The 12,096-nt window shown below is 69.7% G+C and carries 14 protein-coding genes; 1 reads left to right on the top strand and 13 read right to left on the bottom strand.

What is annotated here, in order from left to right; translation table 11 throughout:
• The 6 genes from GC203_RS02070 to yajC form a co-directional block, all read right to left on the bottom strand.
• On the bottom strand, nucleotides 1-666 hold the full coding sequence (locus GC203_RS02070; RefSeq protein WP_293450833.1) for a squalene/phytoene synthase family protein: 666 nt from the start codon (nucleotides 664-666) through the stop codon (nucleotides 1-3).
• A 64-nt stretch (nucleotides 667-730) separates the two neighbouring features.
• Nucleotides 731-1,336 carry a urate hydroxylase PuuD gene (locus tag GC203_RS02075; RefSeq protein ID WP_293450835.1) on the bottom strand — a complete coding sequence of 202 codons (606 nt, stop codon included), beginning with the start codon at nucleotides 1,334-1,336 and terminating at the stop codon, nucleotides 731-733.
• Nucleotides 1,337-1,418: 82 nt separating this feature from the next.
• A complete protein-coding gene (locus tag GC203_RS02080) occupies nucleotides 1,419-1,778 on the bottom strand; it encodes an Mth938-like domain-containing protein (RefSeq protein ID WP_293450837.1) in 360 nt (119 codons plus the stop codon).
• Between the two features lie 9 nt (nucleotides 1,779-1,787).
• Nucleotides 1,788-2,756, bottom strand: coding sequence for a protein translocase subunit SecF (gene secF, locus GC203_RS02085; RefSeq protein WP_293450839.1), 969 nt, complete (start codon nucleotides 2,754-2,756; stop codon nucleotides 1,788-1,790).
• A gap of 13 nt (nucleotides 2,757-2,769) precedes the next feature.
• Entirely contained in the window at nucleotides 2,770-4,374 is a 1,605-nt protein-coding gene (gene secD, locus GC203_RS02090; RefSeq protein ID WP_293450841.1) for a protein translocase subunit SecD, read from the bottom strand.
• A 22-nt stretch (nucleotides 4,375-4,396) separates the two neighbouring features.
• A complete protein-coding gene (yajC, locus tag GC203_RS02095) occupies nucleotides 4,397-4,744 on the bottom strand; it encodes a preprotein translocase subunit YajC (protein WP_293450843.1) in 348 nt (115 codons plus the stop codon).
• 122 nt (nucleotides 4,745-4,866) lie between these two features.
• On the opposite strand from yajC, the gene GC203_RS02100 reads away from it, so the two are divergent.
• Nucleotides 4,867-5,706: an ATP-binding protein gene (locus GC203_RS02100; RefSeq protein ID WP_293450845.1), complete on the top strand. Its 840-nt coding sequence runs from the start codon at nucleotides 4,867-4,869 to the stop codon at nucleotides 5,704-5,706.
• Between the two features lie 6 nt (nucleotides 5,707-5,712).
• Here GC203_RS02100 and GC203_RS02105 read toward each other — a convergent pair whose 3' ends face one another.
• From GC203_RS02105 to GC203_RS02135, 7 genes are all read right to left on the bottom strand, one after another.
• The gene (locus GC203_RS02105) at nucleotides 5,713-7,440 is read right to left on the bottom strand and encodes a LysM peptidoglycan-binding domain-containing protein (RefSeq protein ID WP_293450847.1); all 1,728 of its coding nucleotides are present in this window, start codon (nucleotides 7,438-7,440) and stop codon (nucleotides 5,713-5,715) included.
• Between the two features lie 106 nt (nucleotides 7,441-7,546).
• On the bottom strand, nucleotides 7,547-8,215 hold the full coding sequence (locus tag GC203_RS02110) for a protein-L-isoaspartate(D-aspartate) O-methyltransferase (RefSeq protein ID WP_293450849.1): 669 nt from the start codon (nucleotides 8,213-8,215) through the stop codon (nucleotides 7,547-7,549).
• Nucleotides 8,216-8,217: 2 nt separating this feature from the next.
• Complete coding sequence (gene surE / locus GC203_RS02115; protein ID WP_293450851.1) at nucleotides 8,218-8,991, bottom strand: 5'/3'-nucleotidase SurE; 774 nt, start codon at nucleotides 8,989-8,991, stop codon at nucleotides 8,218-8,220.
• Nucleotides 8,988-10,316: a serine--tRNA ligase gene (gene serS / locus GC203_RS02120; RefSeq protein ID WP_293450853.1), complete on the bottom strand. Its 1,329-nt coding sequence runs from the start codon at nucleotides 10,314-10,316 to the stop codon at nucleotides 8,988-8,990. Before serS ends, surE begins: the two co-directional genes overlap by 4 nt.
• 73 nt (nucleotides 10,317-10,389) lie before the next feature.
• Complete coding sequence (tatC, locus tag GC203_RS02125) at nucleotides 10,390-11,265, bottom strand: twin-arginine translocase subunit TatC (RefSeq protein WP_293450855.1); 876 nt, start codon at nucleotides 11,263-11,265, stop codon at nucleotides 10,390-10,392.
• Nucleotides 11,262-11,810, bottom strand: coding sequence for a Sec-independent protein translocase protein TatB (tatB, locus tag GC203_RS02130; RefSeq protein ID WP_293450857.1), 549 nt, complete (start codon nucleotides 11,808-11,810; stop codon nucleotides 11,262-11,264). Before tatB ends, tatC begins: the two co-directional genes overlap by 4 nt.
• Before the next feature lie 75 nt (nucleotides 11,811-11,885).
• On the bottom strand, nucleotides 11,886-12,089 hold the full coding sequence (locus GC203_RS02135; RefSeq protein WP_293450859.1) for a twin-arginine translocase TatA/TatE family subunit: 204 nt from the start codon (nucleotides 12,087-12,089) through the stop codon (nucleotides 11,886-11,888).
• Between the last annotated feature and the right edge of the window lie 7 nt (nucleotides 12,090-12,096).

Consider the following 12,096-nt stretch of genomic DNA (forward strand, 5'->3'; position numbering starts at 1 on the left):
TCAGATCTTCCCTCGCGCCACGGCGAGCGTGAGCCGCCAGCGCTTGGCGAATTCCGACGGGTTCGGCCGCCCGGCGAGCACCGCGTGCGCGACCGCCGGAAAGGCCTGGACCCCGATCATCCGCACCGCGGTCTTGGCGGTAGTCAGCACCTTGTCGAACGCCGGCCGCAGGTCGGGCTGATCGGGCAGCCGCCGCCCCAAAGCCCAGACCGCGCCGGGCGCGTGGGCCAGGTCCGCCTTGGCCGCGGGGTCCAGGATGCGGGCGGCGGCCTCGGCGGCCCGGCCGCCCGTGTCGCGCGCCCAGTCGAGCGCCTCGGTCTCGTTCATCGGCGTGGCGTCGAGCTCGCGGTAGCGGGCGTCGATCATCGCTTCCAGCGGCTCTCGCGGCAGGCCCCGGCGTTCGATCGCCGCCGCCAGCGCCTGGGCCGCGGGATGGTGGCGTACGTGGCGGCCCTCGTAGGTCTCGTCCAGCATCTCGCGCCACCACGTCAGCCGGATTTCGCCCAGCAGCGGGTTCGACGCCACGCGCGGCGCGCGGCCCAGCTCGTGGTCGTAGGCGTAGATCGCGATCACGTCGGCGCGCGTGGCCGCGTCCTCGACGAATCGGCTGGAGAGCCAGCGGTCGGGGTCCACGCGGCGGATCAGGTCGTCGAGATCGTCGTCCATGCTCTTCCAACGAAAAGGGCCCGCCATGGTGGCGGGCCCCTCCCAAGTCTCGGCGCGCCCGGCCTCAGCCGGCGAGCGTCTGGTTCAAGGTCATGCAGACCAGCATCGGCACCGACAACAGGGTGTTGGTGCGCGAGAACAGCATCGCCGTGCGGCCCGCCCGGGCCTTGGCGTCGGCGTCGCCCTCGACCAGCCCCAGCGCGATCTTCTGCGCCGGCCAGATGAACACCCACACGTTCAGGAACATGATGGTGCCCAGCCACATGCCGAGGCCGATGAAGGTGTGGCCCCAGTTGGCGAAGCCCTCGGTGGCGCCCAGGGTGTAGGCCTGGATCAGAAAGCCGCGGTCCCAGGCCAGGATCACGCCCATCAGCCAGGTGAAGAACGCGCCCCAGCGGAACCAGAACAGCGCCTCGGGAGCGATGTACTTGCTGACGCCCGGCTTCAGCTCGGCGGGGATCTCCGGCATTTTCCGGATCTGCACGAAGTTGAAGTAGTAGAGCAGACCGATCCACATGATGCCGGCCAGCACGTGCAGCCAGCGGAAGATGGCCTGCCAGAATATGGCGTCCGTCGCGCCGTAGTGAACCCGGTAGCCCGCGATGATGACCAGCGCCAACAGGAAGCTGACGATCATCGTATTTCGGAGATTGGCGAGTAACCCAGCCATTGAACTTGCCCTCTATGTCTCCTGCCCTACGGCAGAGGTATAGGGTGTTTCGTTTCAGGCTGGAAGCGAGCCGGCTTGACCCTCAGACGGCGATCAGGGCCGCAGCCAGCCGGCGGCCTTCCGAGGTGAGCAGGTTGTAGAGCCGGGCCGCCGAGGGCGTGTCCATGAACTCCAGCCCGATGCCCGCCGCGCGGAGCCCGTCGCGCAGCTCGCGCGGCGGCAGGGCGTTTCGGGCTCCCATGCCGATCAGCACGAATTCGACGTCAGCCGCGCCGGCCTCCAGGACCGGCGCCAGCGCCGCCAGATCGAGCTCGGCGACGTCCGACACCGCCCAGTCGCGCGGCTCGTCGCCCAGGATCAGCACCGAGCCGTCGCGCCACGCCCCCGACAGGCGGAAGCCGCCGTCGCCGTAAGCGTCGATCTGGGGCGCGTCACGGGCCACTTGGGCCTCCTAGGGCCGGGCGTTGGCGGGCTTCATCGGTTCGGCCGGCTCGTCGCTGCGCTTCACGCCCCACAGCATGATCACCGGGGCGGCCACGTAGATCGACGAATAGGTGCCGATCAGGATGCCGAACAGCATGATGATCGACAGGCCGAACAGGGTCGGGCCGCCGAAGGCCGCCAGGGCCACCAGCGCGATCACCGCGGTGAGGCTGGTGATGATCGTCCGCGTCAGCATCTCGTTGATCGACAGGTCGATCACATCGCGGAGCGGCATACGCTTGTACTTGCGCAGGTTCTCACGAAGGCGGTCGAAGACCACGACGGTGTCGTTCATCGAATAGCCGATGATGGTCAGGATGCCGGCGATGGCCTGGAGGTTGAACTCGATCCGCATGATCGCGATCAGCCCGAAGGTCAGGATCACGTCGTGGAACAGCGCCGCCACGGCGCCCAAGCCGAACTGAAGCTCGAACCGGAACCAGATGTAGACCAGCATCAGCAGGATCGCGAGCCCGAGGGCCAGCACGCCCTTCTGCAGCAGCTCGCCCGAGACCTTGGCGCCGACGGTGTCGGTGCGGACGAACTTCACGCCCGGCAGGACCTGCGCGAGCTTGGCCTTCACGGCCAGGGTCGTGGCGCCGTTCTGATCGTTCTCGGGGACCTGGTAGCGAACCACGGCCGACGAGGCCGCGCCGAACGCCTGCACCTGGACGTCGCCCAGCTTCAGCGTCGAGACCGCGCCCCGCGCGGCGTGCAGATCGACGGCCTTGGGCGCCGTGGTGATCTCGAGGACCGTGCCACCCTTGAAGTCGATGCCGCAAGCGAGACCGAAGCACGGCGGCTTGAGCGGATAGAGGGCCAGCGCGAGCGAGGCGATGACGGCGACAATCGAAGCGATCCCGCCGATGACGGCGAAGCGGACGAACTTCAGGTTCGTCTGGACCGGCAGGACCTTGATCAGGGGCCAGAACGTCATGGCGAGGCCCTTCCTAAGCGATCGGCAGTGTCTTCGGTCGGGTGGCGCGGAACCACCAGGCCAGAAGCACCTGGGTGACGAGGACGGCGCTGAACACCGTGGTGACCACGCCGACGGAGAGCGTCCAGGCGAAGCCCTTCACCGGCCCCGACCCGAACTGGAACATGATGAGCGCCGCCAGGATCGTGGTGATATTGGCGTCCATGATCGTTCCCATGGCGCGGGAGAAGCCTGAGTCCATGGCGGTGGCCACGGGACGCCCGGCGCGGATCTCGTCGCGCATCCGCTCGTAGATCAGCACGTTGGCGTCGACCGCCACGGCCAGAGTCAGGATCAGGCCCACGATGCCGGGCAGAGTCAGTGTCGCCTGGGTGACGCTCATCACCGCGATGATCAGGAGGCCGTTCACCAGAAGGCCGACCACCGAGACCCCACCGAACAGCAGGCCGTAGATCAGGATCATGAAGACGATGACGGCCGCGAGCCCGACGATCGCCGAGACGCTGCCGGCCTGGATGGCGTCGGCGCCCAGCTCGGCGCCCACCGTGCGCTGTTCTTCCACCTTCAGCGGGGCCGGCAGGGCGCCGGCGCGCAGCAGGATGGCGAGGTTGTTGGCGCTTTCGGTCGTGAAGTTGCCGCTGATCTGGCCGGATCCGCCCGTGATGGCGCTCTGGATGACCGGCGCCGAGATGACCTTCCCGTCCAGGATGATGGCGAAACGCTTGCCGATGTTCTGGCTGGTGGCGTCGCCGAAGCGGCGCGCGCCCTGGCTGTTGAAGCGGAAGCTCACCACCGGACGGCCCGTCTGCGGGTCGAACGTCGCCTGGGCGCCGGTCAGCATCTCGCCGGTCACCAGCGCGCGGCGCTTGACCACATAGGCCGGTGAATAGTTGTCGGTGGATGGCAGCATGACTTCGCCCGGCGGCACGCGACCGGTCTGGGCGGCGGCGAGGTCGGCGGTCTCGTCCACCATCTGGAAGGTCAGCTTGGCCGTCTGGCCGATGATCTCGCGCAGGCGGTCGGGATCGCTCTCGCCTGGCGCCTGGACGACGATGCGGTCCGTGCCCTGGCGGGTGATCGAGGGTTCGCGCGTGCCCAGTTCGTCGATCCGCCGGCGGATGATCTCGATCGACTGTTCGACCGCGCGCGAGGCCTCGGCGTCGAGCGCCTCGGCAACGAAGGTGATCCGGATACGCTGGTCGCCCTGCGTCTGGATGGCGACGTCCTTGCCGCCGATTGAGCCCGCGAGCGGCACGCCCAGGCCGTTGCGCAGGATGCGCGCGGCGCTGGAGACCTGTTCGGGATCGGTGATCCGCACGCTGGCCTCGCCGTTCACGGCCACCAGGTCGGTGAAGGCGATCTTCTCCTCACGCAGCAGCGTCCGGGCGTCTTCGATCGTATTGGTCAGCCGCTCCTTGCGGAGCGCCTCGGTGTCGACGCCCATCAGGAGATAGGAGCCGCCCTGGAGGTCGAGGCCCAGGTTGAGGGTCTTCTTGGGCAGGAAACCGGGCAGGTCGTCGCGCACGTTCTGAGGCAGCACGTTGGGCGCTGCGAACAGCAGCCCCAGAACCACCGCCAGGACGACGACAACGACCTTCCAGCGCGAGAGAATCAGCATCGGAAGGCGGCTTTCCCGGAAATCAGGCCTTGGAGTCGTTGGCCGGCGCCGGCTCGCCGCGCGCCCGCACATCGGAGATCATCGACTTCACGACCTTGACGGTGACGCCGGTGGAGACCTCGACGCCCACTTCCTTGTCCTCGACACGCACGATCTTGCCGATCATGCCCGAGGAAAGGACCACCGTGTCGCCGCGCTTGACCGCATTGATCATGGCGGCGTGCTGCTTGGCGCGGTTCTGCTGCGGCCGGATCATCAGGAAGTAGAACAGGACGACGATCGCGACGAGCGGCAGAAACTGGATGAGCATCGCCTCTGGGCCGCCGCCCGCGGCCGGCGCCGCCTGCGCCAGGACTAGATTGTCGAACATGGCCTCTCCGAAACAGGGCGCGGCGGGCCCAGCAACCTAGGGGGTCCGCCGAAAGTCGGCGGAAGCTATGCGCAGAGGCCTCCTTTTGCAATGGAACCGGGACCGCTCTATGGCGAAGACCCATGGAAAGCGACGCCCTACCGCTGCTCACCCGTATCGCCGAAGCCCTGGAGCGGCTGGCGCCGACGGCCCCCGCGCCCGTCTCGTTCGACGGCGCGCGAATGTTCCGCCACGAACCGCCAACCGGCGCGTTCCACCCCGCGCCGGACTATCCGCTCCCGCTGGAGAGCCTGGTCGGCGTCGACCGGCAAAAGGTCCGGTTCGTCGAGAACCTGGAGCGTTTCGCGGGCGGCCTGCCCTTCAATCACGCGCTGCTCTGGGGCGTGCGCGGGACGGGCAAGAGCTCACTCGCCAAGGCGGCGTTCATGGCCGTGGCCGCCGGGGCGTCCGATCTGAGGCTGGTCGAGGTGGACCGCGACGAGGTCACCGCCCTGCCCGGCCTGTTCGACGCGCTTCGCGTGCGGCCCGAACGCTTCCTGGTGCTGTGCGACGATCTTTCGTTCGAAGAAGGCGCCGCGGCGGCCAAGGCCCTGAAGTCGGCCCTCGAGGGCGGCGTCTCCGGCCCGCCCGCCAATGTGCTGTTCATCGCCACCTCGAACCGCCGTCACCTGATGCCGCGCGGCCATGCCGAGGACCGGGGGCTGGTTGCGGCCGCCGAGGACGCCGAGGAGGAGGTCAGCGTCTCCGACCGCTTCGGCCTATGGATCGGCTTCCCGCCGATGGACCAGCCCACCTACCTGGCCGCCGTGAAGGGCTACGCGGCGCGCTATGGCCTCGCCGCCCCCGATCTGGAGCGCAGGGCCCTGCAGTGGGCGCAGCTTCGCGGCTCGCGATCGGGGCGCGTGGCGTGGCAGTTCATCCGCGACCTGGCGGGCGAACTCGGCAAGCCTCTGCCGCTGTAGGCCGCCCTACTTCGGCAGCACCAGGGCCGGATCGACAGGCCGCGCGCGCTCCTGAGGCGTGGGGGCGTAACGGACCTCGAAGTGCAGCTGGGGCGCGGCGACGCCGCCTGTCGAGCCGGCCTGACCGATCTGCTGGCCCTGCTCGACCTTCTCCTGCATCCGCACGTCCACCCGGTCGAGGTGGCCATAGGCCGTCACCCAGCCGCCGGCGTGCTTGATGAGCACGAGGTTGCCGAAGCCCGGCACCTGGTCTCCGGCATAGACCACTTCGCCGCCGGCCGCGGCGCGCACCGGGTCGCCCGCGTTGGCGCCGATATCGACCCCGTCATTGCGTTGGCTGGTGCCCTTGGCGCCGAAGCCCGAGAGGATCTCGCCGCGCAGCGGCCAGATGAACAGCCCGCGGCCCATCTGGGCGATCTGGCCGTCGCTGGGGGTCGGGCTGGCCACGGGCGCGCCCGGCACCGGCCGGTAGGGCTGTGGCGACGGCGGCAGTCCCTGGGTGCTGCGCGGCGGCGGCAGGGTCTGGCCGACCGGCGGCGGCGCCTCGAACGACGAGTGCGGCCGTTCCGGCTCGGCGGCCGAGATCGGGCCCGTGTCCCGATAGCCGGACGGCAGCCGCAGGCGACGCCCCGGCGCCACGGTGGCGTTGCGGCGCAGCCCGTTGGCGGCTCGCAGCTGGTCGATGGTCACGCTGAAGCGCGCGGCGATCGCCTGCAGGGAGTCGCCGGAGACGACGACATAGGCCTTGGCCGATCCGCCCGGTCCCCGGATCGTCTGCCCCGGCTGGATGCGGTAGGGCTTCTTGAGGCGGTTGAGCCGCGCGAGCTCGGTTACGCTGCTGTCGAGACGGCCGGCGATTCCGGCCAGGGTGTCGCCGCGCTTGACCTTGTAGGCCTTGCCCGGGGTCGTGGTCGTCACCACCCGGCCCGCAGCCCGGCCCTTGAGGCCGCTCGGGGCGGCGGGGGCCTCGGCGGCCTTGGATGGCGGCGGCGGACTTGCCGCGCGCTCGACGGGCGCGGTCTCCTCGTCGGCCGCATCGGCGGTCTCCGCCGGCTCTCCGGCCCCGGGCAGCTTCAGCTTCTGCCCGGCCATGATCGAGGCGCGGCCGTCCATGCCGTTTGCCGCCTGCAAGGCCTCGACGCTGACGCCGTGGGCGCGGGCGATGCCGTAGAGCGTGTCGCCGGGCTTGACCGTGTAGGTCTCGCCGCCCGAGGCCTTGGCGGACGGCTTCGACGTCGCCGGCGTGGGCTTGGGCGCCTTGGGGTTCTTCAGCACCTGGCCCGGATGCAGCCGATAGGGCGCCTTGAGCCCATTGGCCTTGGCCAGGTCGCTGAGCCCCACGCCCAGCTTGTCGGCGATCCCGCCGAGCGTGTCGCCCTTCTTGACGGTGTAGGTGGCCGCCGGACCCTTGGCCCGGGTGCGGGCGAAGGCGTCCTGCGCGGTCGGCGTTTCCGCGGCGGCCATGGCCATGTCGGCCTCGCTCGGAGGCGGCGGCGGAGCCGGCGGCAGCGGCGCGAGCGCCTGGGTCTCGATCGCAGCGGCCGGGCCCGGCGCGACAGGCGCCGCCGATTCCGGCGCCGCGGCGGCCATGGCCGGAGCCGCCGCCACTGGCGCAACCGGCGCAGGCGTCGGCTGGGCGAGCGGCGCGACGATCGGGTACTGCGGCGCCGCACAGGCGGTGAGCGCGGTTCCCGCCAGGAGGATCAGGGCCGTTCGCTCGAAGAATTGGGTCATCGCCGCTCCGGAGTAGCGCTGAGAAGAATCATCGGGGCGTCAGTGGGCATGATGGCGGCGAGCCGGCGCCCCCGCCAACCCGCAATTCCGCCGCAGTGTCGAAACCTCAAAGTTCCTTGGCCACGCCGTCCAGGAGCGGCACGAAGCGCACGTCCAGCAGCTTCTCGACATGGAACCCGCCCTTGCCGTCACCGGTATAGCGAACCAGGCTCTGGACGGGCCCCTTGCCGATCGGCGCGACCAGGATCCCTGAGGGTTTCAGCTGTGAAAGCAAAGCCTTCGGCTCCTCCGGCGCCGCCGCCGTGACCATAATGCGGTCAAAAGGCGCCTGTTCCGGCCAACCATCGCCGCCGTCGCCGAAGCGGGTGATCACATTGGTGAGACCGAGTTCCTTGAACCGCGCTTCCGCCTCGCGCATCAGCGTGCGGTAGCGCTCCACGGTATAGACCAATCGGGCCAGCCTGGAGAGGATCGCGGTCTGGTAGCCGCTGCCGGTGCCGATCTCCAGCACCCGGTCGCGTCGGTCGATCTTCAGCGCCTGGCTCATGAGCCCGACGATGAAGGGTTGGCTGATGGTCTGGCCGCAGGCGATCGGCAGGGCCGAGTCCTCGTAGGCCCGATCGCGGAAAAGCTCCTGGGTGAACAGCGGCCGCGGCGTGGTCTCGATCGCGGCCAGCACCTTCGGATCGGTCACGCCCTGCGAGCGCAGCGCCAGGACCAGCTTGGCCATCTGGGTCTCGGGCGCGCCCTCGGCGCGGTCGTCGGGCTCCGGCATCCTCAGACCTTCGGCGGGACGCCGCCCAGGCGTCCCTTCAGGTCGTGGATCGCCGCCTGGTGGGTCAGGTCGATGTGCAGCGGCGTCACCGAGATGCGGCCCTCGTAGAGCGCGCGGAGGTCGGTGCCTTCCGGCGGGCTGGAGCGAAGCGGCTTGAAGCCAATCCAGTAGTAGTCCTTGCCGCGCAGGTCGGTCCGCTTCTCGGCGTGGCGCACCTGCACGTCGCGGAAGCCCTGGCGCGTCACCTCCACCGCCGTCACAGCGTCCGGCGAGCCGCTCGGGAAGTTGACGTTGATGACCACGTCCGATGGCCAGCCGGTCTCCATCAGCTGCCTGACGATGCCGGGCCCGAACGCCTCGGCCACCTCGAAGCTGGTCCCCTCCTCGTAGAAGCCCTGCTGCGACATGGCGATCGCCGGCACGCCGAGGGCCATCCCCTCGATGGCGCCGGCCACGGTGCCCGACATGGTGACGTCCTCGGCGAGGTTGGCGCCGCGGTTGACGCCCGAAAGCACGAGGTCGGGCCTGGCGCCCTTCACCAGCTCGTGCACGCCCAGCATCACGCAGTCGGTGGGCGTCCCGGTGGTGGAGAACTTGCGCTCCGAGACCTGCCGCACGCGGATGGGCTCCGACAGGGTCAGCGCCCGGCTCGCGCCCGACTGCTCGTACTCGGGGGCGACCACCCAGATGTCGTCCGACAGCTTGGCGGCGATGCGTTCGAGCGCCTCCAGCCCGTCGGCGTGGATGCCGTCGTCGTTGGTGAGGAGGATCCTCACGCCTCACCCCCGATGTGGGTGACCCCCGGCATGTAGGGATGCAGCGCCTGCGGCACGGCGATACGCCCCCCCTCGTCCTGATAGTTCTCCATGATCGCCACGAGCGTGCGGCCGACCGCGAGGCCCGAGCCGTTCAGGGTGTGGACGAACCGCGTGCCCTTCTCGCCGGCCTTCTTGGCGCGGGCGTCCATGCGCCGGGCCTGGAAATCGCCGCAGTTGGAGCACGAGCTGATCTCGCGGTAGCGACCCTCCGACGGCAGCCAGACCTCGAGGTCGTACGTCTTGCGCGCCGAGAAGCCCATGTCGCCGTTGCAGAGCATCATGGTGCGGAACGGCAGCTCCAGGCGCTTCAGGACGGCTTCGGCGCAGCCGACCATCCGCTCGTGCTCGTCGTCCGACTGCTCGGGGGCCGTGATCGAGACCAGCTCCACCTTCTGGAACTGGTGCTGGCGGATGATGCCGCGGGTGTCGCGCCCCGAGGCGCCGGCCTCGGCCCGGAAGCAGTGGGTGAGCGCCGTCAGTCGCAGCGGCAGCTCCTCCTCGGGCGTGATCTGCTCGCGCACGAGGTTGGTGAGCGAGACCTCGGCGGTGGGGATCAGCCAGCGGATTTCGGGCGCCTCGCCCGCTTCGGCGACGGCGCGGGTGTTCTCCAGGCCCGGGAAGGCCACGAACTGGTCGTCCGAGAACTTGGGCAGCTGGCCGGTGCCGAACATGGTCTCGCTGCGCACCAGCAGCGGCGGGGCCACCTCGGTGTAGCCGTGCTCACGGGTCTGCAGGTCCAGCATGAACTGGCCGATGGCGCGTTCCAGCCGGGCCAGCTGGCCCTTCAGCACCACGAAGCGCGCGCCGCTCATCCGGGCGGCCGCCTCGAAGTCCATCAGGCGCATGGCCTCGCCCAGCGAGGCGTGGTCCTTGGCCGCGCCGATCGCGAAGGGTTCGCCCCAGCGACGGACCTCGACGTTGTCGTTCTCGTCCGCGCCCCAGGGCACGTCCGCGGCCGGCACATTGGGCAGGCTGGAGAGGATGGCCCGCAGGTGCTCGCCCGCCAGCCGCTCCATCTCGGCATGGTTGGCGAGGTCGGTCTTCAGCGCCTCGACCTCGGCCATCAGGCGGTTCGCCTCGGCCTCGTCCTTGCGCGCCTTGGCCTGGCCGATCTTCTTGGAGGCCTCGTTGCGCGCCGCCTGAGCCGCCTGCCCCGCCGTCTGCGCCGCGCGCAGGCGCGTGTCGAGGTCGAGGAGCTCCATCACCTTGCCGGAGGAGCCTTTCGCCGCCCACGCCTTCTCGTAGACGTCGGGGGTTTCGCGAATGGCTCGGATGTCGTGCATGGCGGCTGCTGCGTTGAAGGGAGCGGCCTTCTCTAGAGCGCGTCGATGGGGGCGCCAACCTCCCCCGCGGCGATCAGGCGTCCTCTTCGGCGTTCCGCCGCCTCTCGATCAGCTTCACGCAGCCGATGGAGATGAAATAGAGCGCGACGATGGGCCCTGAGAGCAGGAGTTGGCTGATCGGGTCGGGCGGGGTGACGATGGCGGCCACCACCACCACGGCGAACACCGCATAGCGCCAGCCCTTCCACAGCATGGCCGAGTTGACGATGCCCGCCATGCCCAGCAGCGACAGGACGACCGGAAGCTGGAAGCAGAGGCCGAAGGCGAGCAGCAGGGTCGTCACCAGCGTCAGGTAGTCCGACACCTTCGGCAGCAGCTGCACCTGGATGCCGGTGGCGCCCACGATCTGCTGCGAGAGCGAGAACCACAGCACGAACGGCAGGATGATGAAGTAGACCAGCGCCGCCCCCATCAGGAACAGCACCGGCGCGGCCAGCAGGAACGGCAGGAACGCGCGGCGCTCGCGCTTGTAGAGACCCGGGGCGACGAAGGCGTAGGTCTGCCACGCCAGCACCGGGAACGTCAGCACCACCGCACCGAAGCCCGCGAGCTTCAGCTTGGTGAAGAAAAACTCCAGCGGCGCGGTGAAGACCAGCTTCAGGCTCTCGCCGGTCACCGCCGACACGCTTTTGAGGCCTAGGAGCACGAAGAGCAGGTCGAAGGGGCCATGCGCTTCGCCCTTCTGCTGGGCGGCGAAAATCTGGCCCGCCAGTTCGAACGGGCGCAGCAGCGCCTCGTAGAGCGGGGCGGCGAAGGCGAAGCAGATCGCGAAGCCCACCAGGATGGCGGCCACGCAGACGATCAGCCGCTGGCGCAGCTCCAGCAGATGGTCGAGCAGAGGCGCGCGGGAGGCCTCGATGTCGGCTTCGTCGGCGTTGTGGTCGCTCAAGAGCCGGCCTCGACGATCTTCCCGGCGCCGCGCGCCTTCTTGGGCCCGCCTTCCGCCACCGGCTTCGGCTTGGGTTTGGACTTGGCCTTGGGCTTGGGCTTCGCCGCCGAGGGCGTTTCGGCCTTCGGCTTGCGGGTCCGCGCCTTCGCCGCCGGCTTGGGCGGGGTCTCGGAGACCTCCACGGACGGCGCGGACTCGGGCGCCGGGTACTGGTGGCTCATCGGCGGGTGCAGCTGCACGCCCACGTCGGACAGGCTCTGCTCGATCTCGCTGACGGTCGAGCGCATCTCGGCCTCGCCGGTGTGCGAGGCGATGTCGGCGATCTGGCCGCGGCGCATGGCCTCGACTTCCTTGCGCAGGTCGTCCAGCTCGGACTGGCGCGCCATCTCATCGAAGCTGGCGCGGAACTCCGCCGCCATGCCGCGCATCCGCGCCACGAACTGGCCGAGGCGGCGCAACATGATGGGCAGGTCCTTCGGACCCACCACGACGAGGGCGACCACCGCGATGATCAGCCATTCGAGACCGCCGACTTCCGGGAGCATGGACGAGGCCTAAACAGAAGCGCCGGCCGCGATCAAGGCGGGCCGGCGCGAAACGGAGGTTGGGGCCGCCGGCGATCAGCCGCGCGCGCCGTCCTTCTCATCCTTGGGCAGCGGCTTGGCCGCCTCTTCGGGTGCGTCGTCGCCCTTCAGGCCTTCGCGGAAGGCGCGGATGCCCTTGGCCGTATCGCCCATGATGCCGGAGATCTTGCCGCGTCCGCCGAACAGCACCAGCGCCACGGCCGCGATCAAGAGAATGTGCCAGATGCTCAGAGCGCCCATGCGCCGA

Source organism: Phenylobacterium sp. (assembly GCF_016124325.1).
Classification (GTDB): Bacteria; Pseudomonadota; Alphaproteobacteria; order Caulobacterales; family Caulobacteraceae; genus Phenylobacterium.

What these genes read in the sequence shown, in the direction of transcription:
- GC203_RS02070 (WP_293450833.1), bottom strand. Translation starts at nt 666, where the DNA reads ATGGACGACGATCTCGACGACCTGATCCGCCGCGTGGACCCCGACCGC.
- GC203_RS02075 (WP_293450835.1), bottom strand. Translation starts at nt 1,336, where the DNA reads ATGGCTGGGTTACTCGCCAATCTCCGAAATACGATGATCGTCAGCTTC.
- secF (WP_293450839.1), bottom strand. Translation starts at nt 2,756, where the DNA reads ATGACGTTCTGGCCCCTGATCAAGGTCCTGCCGGTCCAGACGAACCTG.
- secD (WP_293450841.1), bottom strand. Translation starts at nt 4,374, where the DNA reads ATGCTGATTCTCTCGCGCTGGAAGGTCGTTGTCGTCGTCCTGGCGGTG.
- yajC (WP_293450843.1), bottom strand. Translation starts at nt 4,744, where the DNA reads ATGTTCGACAATCTAGTCCTGGCGCAGGCGGCGCCGGCCGCGGGCGGC.
- GC203_RS02100 (WP_293450845.1), top strand. Translation starts at nt 4,867, where the DNA reads ATGGAAAGCGACGCCCTACCGCTGCTCACCCGTATCGCCGAAGCCCTG.
- GC203_RS02105 (WP_293450847.1), bottom strand. Translation starts at nt 7,440, where the DNA reads ATGACCCAATTCTTCGAGCGAACGGCCCTGATCCTCCTGGCGGGAACC.
- GC203_RS02110 (WP_293450849.1), bottom strand. Translation starts at nt 8,215, where the DNA reads ATGCCGGAGCCCGACGACCGCGCCGAGGGCGCGCCCGAGACCCAGATG.
- serS (WP_293450853.1), bottom strand. Translation starts at nt 10,316, where the DNA reads ATGCACGACATCCGAGCCATTCGCGAAACCCCCGACGTCTACGAGAAG.
- tatB (WP_293450857.1), bottom strand. Translation starts at nt 11,810, where the DNA reads ATGCTCCCGGAAGTCGGCGGTCTCGAATGGCTGATCATCGCGGTGGTC.
- GC203_RS02135 (WP_293450859.1), bottom strand. Translation starts at nt 12,089, where the DNA reads ATGGGCGCTCTGAGCATCTGGCACATTCTCTTGATCGCGGCCGTGGCG.